Genomic DNA, 14,108 nt, shown 5'->3' with positions numbered 1-14,108 from the left:
CAAACCAACTCGGCATAGCCGAGACTCCCAGCGTGAGGAAACCCCGGCGTTCACGCCGGGGAGGATGTCATAGGCGCTTGCTGACGTACGGGCCGTCCTGATGGTAGCCGAGTTTGTTCCGGTAGTACTCTCGAGCGCCGATACCGGAGATAACGCTGACCTTGTCGTAGCCGGCGTCGGCGGCGAGGGCCTCGGCCTGTTCCATCAGCCGGCGGCCGTAGCCCTGATGCTGGTGTTGGTCCGTTTCGCCTTCGTCACCCATTGTGACCTCCGACCCGTAGACGTGCAGTTCGCGGACGAGCGCCGTGTTCTCGAGTTCCGGACGGACGGGGTCGTTTGGGAACCGGAGCCGGCAGAAGCCGACCAGCAGGTCCTTTTCGAAGTCCTCGAACGAGATGAAGTGCTCGGTGCCGCCACACGCCTCGTAGGTCATCACGTCGAGTTCGATGTCGTCGGGTTCCTCGTCGTGCATCCCGGCCTCGCGACAGCGGATGCAGTCACACGTCCAGCCGTGGTCGTCCATGCGCTTGCGAGCGAGTTGCCGGAGGTTCGACTTCCAGACGCCGGCGTCGATGAAGTCCGCCGGGATGTCCCGCTGGACGCGCTGGAGGCGGGTGTACCGGGGGATCATGTCCTTGATCTCCGCGACCAGATCGGCGGCCTCGTCGTTCGAGAGCGGTTCGTACTCGTCTTTGTGCCACCAGTCGTAGGTCGCGGTGCCCCGCACTACGAGCGTCGGGTAGATCTTCAGGTAATCGGGCTTCCACTGCTCCTGTTCGAAGAGCCGGCGGAAGTCCTCGAGACACATCTCCTTGCTCATGCCGGGCTGGCCGGGCATCATGTGGAAGCCGACCTTAAAGGCCGAGTCCCGCAGCCGCTGGTTGGCCTCGATCGACGCCTGAGCACCGTGACCGCGGTGCATGTCGCGGTTGACCCGCTCGTAGGTCGTCTGGACCCCGACCTCGACTTTCGTCCCGCCGAGGTCGAGCATCCGGTCGATCTGCTCGGGGTCACACCAGTCGGGCTTCGTCTCGAAGGTCGTCCCGATGTTGCGGATGTCCGCCGTCTCGTTTTCCGCGATGACATCCTCGAGGTATTTGAACTCGTACTCCTCGGGATCCTCGGCGAAGCTGACTCCCTGTGCCGGTTCGGGCTCCTTGTCGACGTCGTAGTCGTTCATCGCCTCGAGGGCGCGCTTGACGAACCATTCCTGATAGTCGTGGCTGCGAGCGGTCATCGTCCCGCCCATCAGGATCAGTTCGACCTTGTCGACGGGGTGGCCGATCTGGCGCAGTTGCTCGAGTCGCAGCGTGACCTGCCCGTAGGGATCGTAGTCGTTCTGGACCCCGCGGGCCGCGGCGGGCTCTTCGCCCGTGTAGCTTTGTGACGAGGAGAACTCGGAGTCGGGGCCGCCGGGACAGTAGAGACACTTGCCGTGGGGACACCGCTCGGGCGAGGTCATGATCGCGACCGGCGAGACGCCGGAGGCCGTCCGGACCGGTTTGCGCTGGAGCACGGTCTCTAGGTCCTCGCGGTGCTCCTCGGGCGCGTAGTCCAGCAGTTCGGAGTTCTTGGGCACCTTGGGTGCCGAGTGTTCCGAACAGGCCTCGAGCTTGGCTTTTTCGACCTCGTCGCGCTCGACGTCGCCGGCGAGAATCCGCTCGACGAGCGTCTCACAGACCCGCTCGAACGCTTCGGTTTCGGTCGGTTCTGGCGTCTCGGTACTCACTACACGTGATTCGTGGCCGTTCGCGAATAAGCGTGTCGGACTCACCGATTCGACGGGACCGCGACCGATCCGAGACCGATACCGCGGATCAAACGGGTCCGCCACCGAGCGGTCGCTGCCCGCGATTCCGTACACGGCAGCACCGTCCGAAAGGTAACTGTTTAAGGGCGGTCTCGCCCTACCCTCGGCGTACTGAATGTCTCCCGACCTGGCGATCGTCGTCGCCGCGGTCGCGCTGCCGTTTATCGCCGCAGCACTGACGCCGCTGTTCTTTCGCGTCCTCGGAGAGGGAACGGGATTCGCCGGGAGCCTCGTCGCGCTGTCGTCGTTCGGGCTCCTCGCCAGCCAGTACGGTGACGAGGGGACCGTCGCGCTCGAGTGGATCCCCTCGCTGGATATCGCGCTCCGATTTCACGTGGACGGCTGGGCGCTGTTGTTCGCGCTGCTGGCGTGTGGTATCGGGACGCTCATCTTCACCTACTCGCCCGCGTACATGCACGGCGAATCGGGGCTGGTCAGGTTCTACGCTGCCCTGCTCGCCTTTATGGGCTCGATCGTCGGCGTCGCGCTCGCCGCCGACCTGATCGCGATCTTCCTCTTCTGGGAACTCACGAGCCTCTGTTCGTTCGTCCTGATCGGTCACTACACCGCCGACGACTCCTCGCAGTACGCCGCCCGCATGGCCATGCTTATCACCGTCGGCGGCGGGCTCTTCCTGCTCGTCGGCCTCCTCTTGCTGTCGATCGTCGCCGGCGACGTGGTCGGCCCCGCCTCGGCGTTCGATCTGGCCGCGATGCTGGAACAGCCCGACGCGATGGCGGCGGCCCTTCGGGATCGGGGGCTGTTCCTCCCGGTCTTAGGGCTGCTCGCGATCGGCGCGGGGACGAAGTCCGCGCAGGTCCCGCTTCATTTCTGGCTGCCGAACGCGATGGCGGCCCCGACGCCCGTCTCGGCGTTTCTCCATTCGGCCACGATGGTCAAAGTCGGCGTCTACTTCATCGGCCGCATCCGCCCGATGCTCGTCGGCCCCGAGTGGCTGTTCCTCTTCGCGACGCTCGGCCTGACGACGATGACCGTCTGTGCGATCATGGCCGTCGCGTCGACGGACATCAAGGAACTGCTCGCCTACTCGACGGCGAGCCACCTCGGACTGATGGTCGCCGGCTTCGGCTTCACCTCCGTCTACGGGGCCGAAACCGGCGTCTTCCACCTGCTGAATCACGCCCTGTTCAAGGCCGCGCTGTTCCTCGTCGCCGGCATCGTTGCCCACGAGGCCGGGACCCGTGAGATCGACAAGCTCGGCGGACTCCGGCGCGACCTGCCGGTGACGGCGGCGATCACCGCGGTCGTCGCACTCAGCATGGCCGGGATTCCGCCGTTCAACGGCTTCTACTCGAAGGAACTGCTCTTCGAGGCCGCCGTCGAGGCGAGCCACCACCACGACATCGGGCTGTTGGGCTGGCTCTACCCCGCCGTCGCCGTCTTCGGCAGCATCTTCACCGTCCTCTACTCGCTGAAGTTCCTTTCCCTGTTCTTCGGCGATCGACCCGACGACCTCGGGCACGTCCACCGGCCGCCCGTTACCCTGCTCATCCCGCCAGCCGTGCTGGCGCTGCTCGCCGCCGTCGTCAGCGTCGACCCCGAACTCGCCGTCGACGCCATCGTTCAGTCCGGCCTCGAGGCAACGGCGGTCGACCCCCACGAGATGCACGTCGACATCCCGACATCGTACTCGCCCGCGGTGGGGATGAGCGCGGTCACGATCGGCGTCGGGATCCTCGCGTTCCCGGCCTACGGCCGGCTTCACGACGGCATCCGCGCGATCCCGCGGGCGGTGCCGCCGATCGGCGCGAACTGGTGGTACGATACGATCGTCGACGGCCTCAGCGACGAGGGACGAGCGTTCGCCGAGTACGTTCACAACGGCCTCCTGCGGACCTACGCCACGTGGACCCTCGCGGCGACCTGTACGCTCGCGCTCGCCGGCTTCGTCGCGGCGGGGGCCATCGCGCCGACCGAGTTCGGCCTCGAGGTCACGCTCGCGATCGGGCTCGTGTTGCTCGTCGCGGTGATCGGTGGCTTGGCCGTCGTGGTCTCCGAATCCCACATCGCGGGCGTCCTCACCCTTTCGATCCTGGGCTTCATGGTCGCCATCTTCTACATCCTCGCGAGCGCGCCTGACCTCGCGTTGACCCAGCTCGTGGTCGAAACGCTCGTGCTCGTGATCTTCCTGCTCGTCATCGAAGAGATCCCCGAGTCCTACGAGGTCGAGGTCGGTCGGAGCGTCCGCGACGCCGTCCTCTCCGTCGCCGTCGGCGCGACCGCGTTCGTCACGGTACTGGTCACGACGAGTGCGCGCCCCGACGGACCGACCGACATCGCCCGCTACTACGCCGAGCAGGCGGTGCCGGAGGGCGGCGGGACCAACATCGTCAACGTGACCCTCGTCGACTTCCGCGGCTTCGATACGCTCGGCGAACTCGCCGTGGTCGCGCTCGCCTCGATTTCGATCCTCACGCTGATCGTTATGCGCGGCCGCGGCGACGGCTACGAGACCGACGCTCGAGGCGACGACGCCACCCCCGGCGAGGAGTCCCCTGCGGACGACTCGAGAAGCGACGAACCGACCGGAACACGGAGCGATAGCCCAGCCTCCGGAGGTGGAGACGAATGACGACCGTCATCATGCGCACGACCGCTCGGGCGATCGTCCCGATCATCCTCGTCGTCTCGATTTCGCTGTACTTCGAGGGACACAACCTCCCCGGCGGCGGGTTCATCGGCGGGGTCCTCACGGTGACGGCCTTCGCGATCATCTACATGGCCTTCGGGCTGGACTTCCTCGAGCGGGGCGTCCTCGGTCGCGACGTCGACCCCGGCAAGGAGCACTCGCGGGACCGGGTCGTCGTGGCCTACCGCCGGCTGTTCGCCTACGGCTTCGCGATCGCGGTCGCCAGCGGGCTCGGACCGCTCCTGTTCGGCGAGCCGTTCCTCACGCAGGCGTTCGTCATGCTCGAGGGGGTGCCGGTCTACGACCACCTCGAGGTCGCGAGCGCGCTGGCATTCGATTTCGGCGTCTACTGCGTGGTCGTCGGTGGATTGCTCACGATCCTCTCGGTGGTGGGAGCCGAATGACTGCGGTCGTCCTCGCGGCCGCGGTCGGCGCGCTCTTCGCCCTCGGCACCTTCCTGCTCCTGCGGCGGGATCTGGTCCGGGTCGTCTGGGGGCTGGCGATCATCAGTCAGGCCGCGAACGTCTACCTGCTGGCGATGGGCGGCATCGCGCCGGCGACCACCGATTCGGTGCCGGTCCTCGCGGGCCATGGCGACCACGTTCCGCAGACCGCCGATCCGCTGGTGCAGGCGCTCGTGTTGACCGCCATCGTCATCGGCTTCGGGATGACCGCGTTCGCGCTCGTCCTGTCGTATCGGGTCTACGAGGAACACGACACGCTCGACGTTTCGGAACTCGGTGATCGCGAACGATGAACCCGCAGCCAACGACGGCGACGACGAGAGTAGCATCGGGTGATCGACGATGACCGCACCGCCCGTCGGCACGGAATCACAGCTCGTGATCGCGCCGATGCTGGTCGTGCTGGTCGCGGCCGTCGGCTCGCTCCTGCTCGGCCGTCGACCCCGGGCTCGAGCGGCGGTGAGCCTCGCCGGCGGCGCGGCCTACGCGGTGGCGGTGGCCGCGATCGACTGGTACATCGTCCTCGCGCCGGACGCGCCGGGGATCGCGACCTATCAGGTCGGCGACTGGGCGGCCCCCTTCGGTATCACGCTCGTGGCCGACGGACTGTCGGCGTTCATGCTGACCATGGTCGCGATTCTCGGCGTCTGCTCGCTGGTCTTCTCGACCAGACACCTCCCCGGCGGTGAGGGGCGCAGCTACTACTTCCCGCTCTTTCACTTCCTCGCGCTGGGGGTCACCGGCGCGTTCCTCACCGGCGACCTCTTCAACCTCTTCGTCTGGTTCGAGGTGATGCTGATGGCCAGTTACGTCTTCGTCGCCTACAGCGGCGGCCCCCAGCACACCCGCGCCGCGTTCTGGTACGTCTCGCTCAACCTGCTCGCCAGCGCCGTCTTCCTGCTCGGCGTCGGTGGCATCTACGCGACGACCGGCACGCTCAACATGGCCGATCTGGCCCAGCGCCTCGCCGACCCGGCGGCCTACGGCCTCGATCCCGTGCCTGTCGTCGGCCTGCTCGGCCTGCTCCTGTCGGTGTTCGCGATCAAGGCCGGGCTGGTCCCCTTCCAGTTCTGGATCCCGACCGCCTACCGGGCCGCGCCGCCACAGATCACCGCCCTGCTGGCCGGCGCGACCAAAAAGGTCGGGATCTACGCCATCATCCGGCTCTCCTTTACCGTCTTCGCCGGCGCGGAGGTCGCCGTCGATCTCTCGGTTCCGCTTCTGGGCGTGACGATCGCGGGTGACTCGCCGCTACCGTTCGTCGGCGCGGCGCTGTTCGTCATGGCCACCGCCAGCATCCTCCTCGGCGGCATCGGTGCCGTCGGCCGCGACTCCATGGAGGGCGTCTTCGCCTACTCGAGCATCGGACAGGTCGGGTTCATCGCGATCCCGGTCGCGATCGCGGCGACGACGGCCAGCCCGGACCTGCGCCGGTTCGCCATCATCGCCGCGTTGGTGTTCGCGCTCAACCACACGCTGGCGAAGGGACTGCTCTTCCTCGCGGTCGGCACGGTCAGAGCCGCGACGGGGACGACCCGCCTCGACGATCTCGGCGGGCTCGCACGCCGGTCGCCGCCGTTGGCGATCGCCGTATTCGTCGCCTCGCTCGCGCTCGTCGGCATCCCGCCGCTCTCGGGCTTTTTCGGCAAGTTCCTCGTCTTCGACGCCGCCGCTCGAGCGGAGAACGGCCCCGCGATCGTCCTCCTGCTCGCCGGGTCGCTGCTGACCATCGCCTACGCGACCCGCATGTGGAATCGGAGCTTCTGGGGTGCTCGGACCCCCGCCGTGGAGGTGGCGACGGTCGATTCCGTGCAGGTGACCGTCCTCGTCGTCCTCGCGACGGCGATCGTCGCGGTCGGCGTCGGCTTCGAGCCCGTCTACGAGTTCGCGCGAACGGCCGCGGAGGCGGCACTCGACACCGAGAGCTACGTCGACGCCGTCGATCCGCAGGCCGCCGACGATCTGCTCGGCTCGAGCGGGGGTGAGCACTGATGCGAGTGCGCACGTGGCCGGTCGTCGGCGTCATATTCGCCGTCCTGTGGGTGTTCGTCCGCGGCATGCCGCTCACGCCGATCTCACTCGTCCGGGGCCTGCTCGCGGGGCTGCTCGTCGGTCTGCCGGTCGCGTTCGTCTTCCGGCGGCTGTACGGCAAGTACGTCGACCTCGGTCGCGGAGTCCGGGCGCTTCCCTACGCCGGGCTCTACCTCGGCGCGTTCGTCTGGGAACTCCTGCGGGCCAACCTCGACGTCGCCTACCGCGTGCTCTCGCCGGGCATGCCGATCGAGCCCGAAGTGATCCTCGTGCCGCTCCGGGTCGAGTCCGATATCGCGATCACCGTCATCGCGAACAGCATCACGATCACGCCCGGGACGGTGACGCTGGACTACGACGACGAGACGAACGCGCTGTACGTCCACGGCGTCAACGGCCGCGATCCCGAGGCGATCGCCGAACCGATCCGTACGTGGGAGGACTACGCCCTCGAGCTGTTCAACGAGGACGCCTCGCCCGCGGACCCGCCGCCGGCAATCGTCGTCTCCGGCGGGGAAAGAGACAGTACCACGGGCCGCCAACGCGGAGGTGACGACGATGACTGAGAGCGATCCCGCCGTCCTCGAGACGGCGATCCGGGCCGCGTTGGTTCTCGTCAGCGGACTCTGTGTCCTCTGTGGCTACCGCGTGATCCGCGGCCCGACGAACCCCGACCGCGTGGTCGCGCTGGACGCCATCGCCACGAACGTCGTCGCGATCGCGGTCCTGTTCGCGCTCCTGACCGATCGGGGCCTGTTCATCACGGTGAGCCTCGTGCTCGCGATCATCGGCTTCATCGCGACCGTCGCCGTCGCCAAGTTCGTCACCGAGGGCGAGGTGATCGAATGATCCAGACCGCCGTCATCATCGCGCTGATCGTCGTCGGCGTCTTCTTCCTGACCGTCGGCACGGTCGGCCTGTTGCGCCTGCCGAACGTCTACAACCGGATGCACGCCACGAGCAAGCCGACGACGCTCGGGACCGCCGCGATCTTCCTCGCCGGCTTCGTCGAGTTCGGCCCCGGTTCCGAGGGCCTGACCGCGCTCATCGGGATCGTCTTCCTCTTCCTGACGGTGCCAACCGGCGCGCACATGATCGCCCGCGCCGCCGAGCGGATCGGGATCCCCTTCCTCGGGAGCGTCACGTGGCCCGACCCGTCGGCGGTCGAGCGCCCCGACCGCGCCGAGCGATCGGACGAGGCCGAACCGACCGACGACTGAAATCTCCGTCAGCGTTCGTACTCGAGGTCTCGATCTTCGTCCCGCTCTCGGTCATCGTCCCGGTCCCGATCTCGATCCCGATCACGCTCCCGCCCTCGAGCCCACTCCTGTGCCCCCTCGAGCGTCTCCGTATCCAGTAGTCGCTCGAGTTTACGCTCGAACTGTTCGTCGGTCAACTCGCCGGCGGCGTAGCGTTCGCGAAGGGTCTCGAGGGCGTCACGCGCAGTAGTCCCGGAGTCGGTCGCCGTCGTCTCTGGTTCCGAAACCGTCTCCGATTCGTCCGTGCCCACGTAGTCGTCGGCCCATTCTCGCTGATCCTCCTCGTCGCCGAACAGGATCGCAACTAACGGCACGACGGCGACGTAGCCGACGAGCAACGCCGCGAGCCACCACGACTGGCCCGTGAACATCGCACCGAGCCAAAACGCCGTCACGAGCAGCGACGCGATTCCGGTCGCGTTCTCACGAAGGCGGGTTACCGGGGTATCCGCGTCGCGCTCGCGATCGGACTTCTCGATCGCATCCATAGAGACTCATCGTTTGGCTATCGGAAATACGTTATCGGCTCGAGGTGTTATCAGGGAAGTCGCCACCGCTCGATTACCGGGACACCGAACGCCGTCGCTAGCGGACTGTGGACGACAGAGGAGAGCGAAGCGTTACGCGAGCGTCTCGCCGAGCGCCTCGAGTGCGGCTTCACGAACTGCGTCGCGTTCGCCGGGCAGGAACTCGACGTGACCGTCGCGGCCGCCGACGACGCTGACGCCGCCGTTGGGCACCGCTTCGGCGATGGCATCGCCGATGTCGCGCACGTTCACGGGGTCGGTCGCGCGGACGTGGAGTTCGTCGTCGCCGACGCCGAGCGTGACGAACGGCGGGTCCGCTCGATCGCGCTCGCTGCGGTGGAGCGCGTCCAGCAGCAGGATCGTCGTCGGGAAGTTGTACCGGTGGGTGAAGGCGTCGGTGTCGAGCACGGAGACGGTGACGCCGTTGACGCCGCGAACGGAGAGGTTCTCCCGAGCCGTCTCGAGTTCGGTCTCGAGCTTGTCGCGGAACTGTTCGGAGACGTGGGCGGCGAGATCGCCGTCGTCGTCGAACAGCAGGTCGATGACCAATTCGCGCTTGTCCTTGTAAGACTGGTAGTAGGCCTCGAGCGCGACGGCTTCGCGCCGTTCGGAGACGCCGGTCTCGTCGTAGCCCGCCTCGGTGGCGAGCTCGAGGTAGTCCGCGGGCGTGTTCTCCCAGTAGCTGACCGCGGGGAGGTGCTCTAAGTCGTCGCGAACGTCGTCGTTGACGTGGGCGGCGACGTTGGTCGCCAGCGCGGTCGACGTGACGTCTGCGACGTCGGCACCGGCGATCGACGGGGCGACAGCGACGTCGACCGCGTCGGCGATCTCGTCGTCCGCTCGGCTATCGTCGATGACGAGCGCGTCGGCGTCGTACAGCGAGAGCAGCTCGTAGCCGTCGGTGGACTCGATGGTCGACCCGGCGTCGACGAGGACGACGAGCGGCAGTTGCTCGCCGTGTCGGTCGCGGGCCTCGAGCATCGAGGTGACGTCGCTGGTGGCGGCGTCCATGTCGTAGACGCGGCCGTCGAGCGGGCGCCGTTCGAAGTAGTGGTACTCCGCGTCCTCGCGGGTGTGTTTCTCGCGGATCAGCGGGAGGACGGCGCGCTCGATGGCGGCGCCGGCGACGTAGCCGTCGGCGGTCGCGCCGTGGCGGACGACGACCGGGCGTGCCTCCATGACGGCACGGCGGATCGCAGTCGCCGCGTCGGCGATGCCGTCCTCGACGGCCGCCACTGCCTCGTGGTCGGCCAGCGGCGCGACGTCGGCCGGTCGGGCCTCGCGTTCGATCGCCGTCTCGAGGCGGTCGACGACGGTTTCGCGGTCCTCACCCTCGAGGATCTCGAGGGATTCGGTCTCGACCTGCAGGTCGCCGTGGTGGTGTTCGACCTCGCCCTCGAGGGCGACGATGTCGTCGAGTTCGACATCGGGGTAGGCGCGAACGCCGGCTTCCTCGAACGCCGCACACTCGACGGTGCCGGTCTCGTCGCGCAGTTCGAAGACCGTCGGGCCGCTGGTCTGGCGGACGCCGGTGATCTCGCCCTCGAGGCGGACGACGCTGCCGACCTGATTCTCGATGGCCTCGATGGTCGTTCGTTTGAGCGCGGGTTCCGGTTCGGACTCGGGCTCGGCGTCGGCCGCGTCGTCGGTTGCGGGCGCCGAGGCGGCGGCGGACTCGGTCGCGACGGAGCCGCTACTCGTGACGGTGCCAGCGGTTTCCGCGGCCGCGGGCTGCTCGTCGACGGTGTCCGTCTCCGAGTCGGGCTCGGTCTCCTCGGCGGCCGCCTGCAGTTCGCCGGCTTTCGTCGCTCGGTCGTCGGTCAGTTCCTGCTCGCTCTCGTCGGTCGTCTCGGCTGTCGACTCGTCGGAGGAGTCATCGGCATCGTCCTCGAACTCCTCGGGACGGAACTCGTCGTCGGCCGTCTCGATCAGTTTGCCGCGGAACTCGCGTTCGCGCTGGCGGATCGACCAGCCGAGGTCGACGTTGCCGTTGTCTCGAACGTCGAGCACTTGGACGTAGACATCGTCCCCCGGCTCCCAGTCGAGACTCTCGAGTCGTTGGTCGAGTTCGCTTCGATGCAACAGACCGGTGACGTGGTCTCCGATGTCGACGAAGACACCGAAGTCGGCGTAACCGTCGACGGTTCCCCGGTAGTAGCGACCGGGCGTGAGCTGCGAGGCGGCAGTGCCGCGAAATTCGAAAAGGGCATCCTCCTCGTGGCTCTGACAGATCTCGCCGTCAACGGGTGTGCCGCAGATGATACAGTTACCCATCTACTCGAACCAAGCGGTTTCGCCCTAAAACGGTTGTCGAAATGCGTCCGCGAGACGAATCGCGGTCGTACCCGCGATATCGGGCCGCCGTCAGTCGAAAACGGGCGAATCTTCCTCGAGCGACTCGATATCGTCCACGAGCGACCGAACGTCCTCCGGGAACAGCGAGACCTGGATCTCGTTGTCGTCCTCGTCCTCGAAGACGAGTTTGACGCGCTTGTCGCCGAACTCCCTCGCCTCGGCGCTGTCGACGTCGAACAGTTTGACCGTCGCCGCCTTGTTGTTCGGGCCGACGTTCTTGATCGCGCCGTCGTTTAGCTCTACCATGAACTCCTCGAGCGTGAGTGCGAGCATAGTCGGCGTACGGCCCCCGGGTAAAAAACGCCACGGCATCGCCGTCCAGAGCGGCGATCGGCAGCGGAACGCCATGGATCCCGCCGTGTGGGTTGCCAAGTGGTGGTCACGGTGGTTCTGGAAATCACAATCGTCCCGACCGCGATGCCATCGCGGTCGGACGGGACGCTCCCAGACCGCATGCGTGGTGTGTCAGTTCGCTTGCGGCGTTTGCCCCATCCCGGACCGAACGTATAAGAGTTGGTGATAGTACATATTCCTCGCCGGCCGTAAAGCAGTCATTGAGCACTGGACGACGGCGAGAAACCGCCATCCGCCATCGATCCGTCTCGGAACCTCGCCCACTTTTATGGTTGCTTCACCCGAACCCAGCAGGTGCTATGGAACTCACTTGGTACGGCCACTCGACGTGGCACGTCACCGTCGGGGAGACGGAGTTACTGATCGACCCGTTCTTCGACAATCCACAGACCGACCTCGAGCCAGCGGACGTCGACACGCCCGACTACGTCCTGTTGACCCACGGTCACGCAGACCATATCGCCCACGCGGGCGAGTTCTCGGACGCGACGCTGGTCGCGACGCCGGAACTCGTCTCCTACTGTGAGGACGAGTTCGGCTTCGAGGACGCCGTCGGCGGCATGGGGATGAACCTCGGCGGCACCGTCGAGTGCGGCGACGCGTATGTCACCATGCACCGCGCCGATCACACGAACGGCATCATGACCGAAAACGACTCGAGCGGCGGCATGCCGGCCGGCTTCGTCATCTCCGATACGAAGCCGACCCAGGTCAGCGACGAGGAGTCGACAACGATCTACAACGCCGGCGACACCAGCCTGATGAGTGAGATGAGAGACGTCATCGGCCCCTATCTCGAGCCCGACGCGGCGATCGTCCCGATCGGCGACCACTTCACGATGGGCCCCCAGCAGGCCGCCATCGCCGTCGACTGGCTCGATGTCGACCACGCGTTCCCCCAGCACTACGACACGTTCCCGCCGATCGAGCAGGACCCCGAGGACTTCGCCAGCGAAGTGCGAGGCACGGGTAGCGACGCCGAAGTCCACGTCCTCGAGGCCGACGAGCCGTTCGAACTCGAGGCCTGAGCGGACGAGTATCGAACGCCGACGAGCGATCAATTGCCGGTACTATTTTCTCGCCGTCTCGCCGCCGCGAGCGACTCGGGCGCTCGGTCTCAGTCGTCGCTCGCGTGGTGCTGGGTGTCGGTGTTCTCGGCGGCACCGATTCGGTAGCGGGTCTCGAGCGGATAGCGGTCGTTTCGAGCGAACAGCAGGTGGAGCGCCACGCCGGCGGCGAGCAGTCCGAAGTTCCAGAACGGCGACCCGTAGTAGATCACGTCGATGATGACCGGCTCCGAGTAGACGGGCCAGAACGGGGAGAGCGGCGGTGCGATGTCGGGCGCGGAGAGCAGATCGGCGAAGAGTGGCTGATACCGCCGACGATCAGCCCCGCCGTCGCGAAGACGAAGACGGTCTCGGTCGCGATTTCGGTGCTCCGGATCCTGCGATTGGCTTGAACCAGTCGGTGAGGTACCGGGCCGCGACGGCTCCGGCGAGAACGCTCAGCAGAACGACGAACAGGACGGTATGGGTCACCCCGTGGTGGGTCACCGGGAGCACGTGTCGAAGCGCCAGATCGGTATCGGGGAGCATCGCCGTCACCAACGCGAAGGCCGCGAACCCGAGCGCACCGCGTCGGCCCCAGACCGTCCACGCCGGCGCGGCGAACAACAGCGCCATCCCGAGATGACCGGTAACGTCGACCATGGCCGCTCGAGCTATCGGAACCGTCGAACGAGTCTGAGGAACAGCGACACGGCCGTCCCGATACCGGGGACGCGAGACGAGAGCGCGGCCGCGGCGAGGAGGAGGAGCCCGCTCTTTCGACGCCCGCGCCGGAACGCCATCACGGCGTCGAGTACCGTCGAAACGATGCTGAGCTTCTTCGCCGAGTCCTTGTTGAGAGTTGCCATCGTCCGTTCGCGACCATTGCGTCGCGACCGGCAAGTCGGGTCACGCTGCAGACGCAGGGTGTCGACGCAGTCGTCGCAGTTGGGGCCGTATCCGGCCGGGAGAGACGGCCTCGAGAGGAGTTCCGAGCCGGAGACACGCGAGTAGCGATCGGCACCAAACGTTTACAGCACCGCCCGTGGACGTCACGACCGCATGGCGAAAGCAGTCACCACCGTCTCCGAGGAGGGGTACAGCGCGACGAACGAGATCCGGGACTTCGAGACGACGATCGACGCCAACGGCGAGGAGGCTCCGGACACGCTCGAGACCCTGCTCGCGGCCTACGGCTCCTGTTACGTGCCGGCGCTGCGCGTCGGCGGCCAGCAGCGCGGGGCCGACGACCTCGGGCGGATCGAAATCGAGACGAACGGCGACCTCAACGACGACGACAAACTCGAGTCGGTCGCGTTCGATATCCGCGTCGAAGCCGATGTCGACGACGACACCGGCGAGGAGATCATCGAGCGCGCCTTCGAGCTCTGCAAGGTCCACGACGCGCTGAAAGACAGTCTGCACGCGGAGACGAGTTTCGAGGGCGACGCGTTCTGAGATCGATCCGGCCGCCGTGTCGGTTCGTGAGTCGTGATTCTCGAGTCGTTCGCGGTTCGCAGTTTTCGCGCCCGTTTTCGATGGATTTGACGGGTGCCGACGAACGGGGACGATGGGGTCCCAGCTATCGGTACCGACGGTACTGACGATCCGA

At 66.8% G+C, this 14,108-nt stretch carries 14 protein-coding genes and 1 pseudogene; 9 read left to right on the top strand and 6 right to left on the bottom strand.

Annotated features, from left to right (window positions below; genetic code table 11):
- Positions 1–67: 67 nt before the first annotated feature.
- Positions 68–1,729 carry a tRNA uridine(34) 5-carboxymethylaminomethyl modification radical SAM/GNAT enzyme Elp3 gene (locus tag FEJ81_RS07635; RefSeq protein ID WP_138244728.1) on the bottom strand — a complete coding sequence of 554 codons (1,662 nt, stop codon included), beginning with the start codon at positions 1,727–1,729 and terminating at the stop codon, positions 68–70.
- A 196-nt stretch (positions 1,730–1,925) separates the two neighbouring features.
- Here FEJ81_RS07635 and mbhE point away from each other — a divergent pair, with 196 nt between their 5' ends.
- Genes mbhE through mnhG form a run of 7 tightly spaced genes read left to right on the top strand, consistent with a single transcriptional unit; the run spans position 1,926 to position 8,175 of the window.
- On the top strand, positions 1,926–4,403 hold the full coding sequence (gene mbhE / locus FEJ81_RS07630; RefSeq protein WP_138244727.1) for a hydrogen gas-evolving membrane-bound hydrogenase subunit E: 2,478 nt from the start codon (positions 1,926–1,928) through the stop codon (positions 4,401–4,403).
- Positions 4,400–4,864, top strand: a complete 465-nt coding sequence (locus FEJ81_RS07625) for an MnhB domain-containing protein (protein ID WP_138244726.1) — start codon at positions 4,400–4,402, stop codon at positions 4,862–4,864. The genes mbhE and FEJ81_RS07625 overlap by 4 nt, the downstream gene beginning before the upstream one ends.
- Positions 4,861–5,217 carry a sodium:proton antiporter gene (locus tag FEJ81_RS07620; RefSeq protein WP_138244725.1) on the top strand — a complete coding sequence of 119 codons (357 nt, stop codon included), beginning with the start codon at positions 4,861–4,863 and terminating at the stop codon, positions 5,215–5,217. Before FEJ81_RS07625 ends, FEJ81_RS07620 begins: the two co-directional genes overlap by 4 nt.
- A 49-nt stretch (positions 5,218–5,266) precedes the next feature.
- Positions 5,267–6,916 carry a complex I subunit 5 family protein gene (locus tag FEJ81_RS07615; protein ID WP_138244724.1) on the top strand — a complete coding sequence of 550 codons (1,650 nt, stop codon included), beginning with the start codon at positions 5,267–5,269 and terminating at the stop codon, positions 6,914–6,916.
- Positions 6,916–7,521 (top strand): Na+/H+ antiporter subunit E, encoded by a 606-nt coding sequence (locus FEJ81_RS07610; protein ID WP_138244723.1) that lies wholly within the window; start codon positions 6,916–6,918, stop codon positions 7,519–7,521. Before FEJ81_RS07615 ends, FEJ81_RS07610 begins: the two co-directional genes overlap by 1 nt.
- On the top strand, positions 7,514–7,804 hold the full coding sequence (locus FEJ81_RS07605) for an MrpF/PhaF family protein (protein WP_138244722.1): 291 nt from the start codon (positions 7,514–7,516) through the stop codon (positions 7,802–7,804). Before FEJ81_RS07610 ends, FEJ81_RS07605 begins: the two co-directional genes overlap by 8 nt.
- Entirely contained in the window at positions 7,801–8,175 is a 375-nt protein-coding gene (gene mnhG, locus FEJ81_RS07600) for a monovalent cation/H(+) antiporter subunit G (RefSeq protein ID WP_138244721.1), read from the top strand. The genes FEJ81_RS07605 and mnhG overlap by 4 nt, the downstream gene beginning before the upstream one ends.
- Positions 8,176–8,183: 8 nt before the next feature.
- On the opposite strand, the gene FEJ81_RS07595 is transcribed toward mnhG, so the two are convergent.
- From FEJ81_RS07595 to FEJ81_RS07585, 3 genes are all read right to left on the bottom strand, one after another.
- The gene (locus tag FEJ81_RS07595) at positions 8,184–8,702 is read right to left on the bottom strand and encodes an SHOCT domain-containing protein (RefSeq protein ID WP_138244720.1); all 519 of its coding nucleotides are present in this window, start codon (positions 8,700–8,702) and stop codon (positions 8,184–8,186) included.
- Positions 8,703–8,834: 132 nt separating this feature from the next.
- Positions 8,835–11,015, bottom strand: a complete 2,181-nt coding sequence (locus tag FEJ81_RS07590; protein ID WP_138244719.1) for a DHH family phosphoesterase — start codon at positions 11,013–11,015, stop codon at positions 8,835–8,837.
- Between the two features lie 90 nt (positions 11,016–11,105).
- Positions 11,106–11,369 carry a hypothetical protein gene (locus tag FEJ81_RS07585; protein WP_138244718.1) on the bottom strand — a complete coding sequence of 88 codons (264 nt, stop codon included), beginning with the start codon at positions 11,367–11,369 and terminating at the stop codon, positions 11,106–11,108.
- Positions 11,370–11,749: 380 nt separating this feature from the next.
- On the opposite strand from FEJ81_RS07585, the gene FEJ81_RS07580 reads away from it, so the two are divergent.
- Complete coding sequence (locus FEJ81_RS07580) at positions 11,750–12,478, top strand: metal-dependent hydrolase (RefSeq protein ID WP_138244717.1); 729 nt, start codon at positions 11,750–11,752, stop codon at positions 12,476–12,478.
- Positions 12,479–12,567: 89 nt separating this feature from the next.
- Here FEJ81_RS07580 and FEJ81_RS24400 read toward each other — a convergent pair.
- Positions 12,568–13,159: pseudogene (locus FEJ81_RS24400) on the bottom strand (metal-dependent hydrolase).
- An 11-nt stretch (positions 13,160–13,170) separates the two neighbouring features.
- Entirely contained in the window at positions 13,171–13,365 is a 195-nt protein-coding gene (locus tag FEJ81_RS07570) for a hypothetical protein (protein ID WP_138244716.1), read from the bottom strand.
- A gap of 193 nt (positions 13,366–13,558) precedes the next feature.
- On the opposite strand from FEJ81_RS07570, the gene FEJ81_RS07565 reads away from it, so the two are divergent.
- Entirely contained in the window at positions 13,559–13,954 is a 396-nt protein-coding gene (locus FEJ81_RS07565) for an OsmC family protein (RefSeq protein WP_138244715.1), read from the top strand.
- Positions 13,955–14,108 lie beyond the last annotated feature (154 nt).

This window comes from Natrinema versiforme, from assembly GCF_005576615.1.
GTDB classification, from domain to species: Archaea; Halobacteriota; Halobacteria; order Halobacteriales; family Natrialbaceae; genus Natrinema; species Natrinema versiforme_A.
The sequence above is the reverse complement of the archived record's forward strand: the minus strand, read 5'-3'. Positions and strand labels throughout refer to the sequence as shown.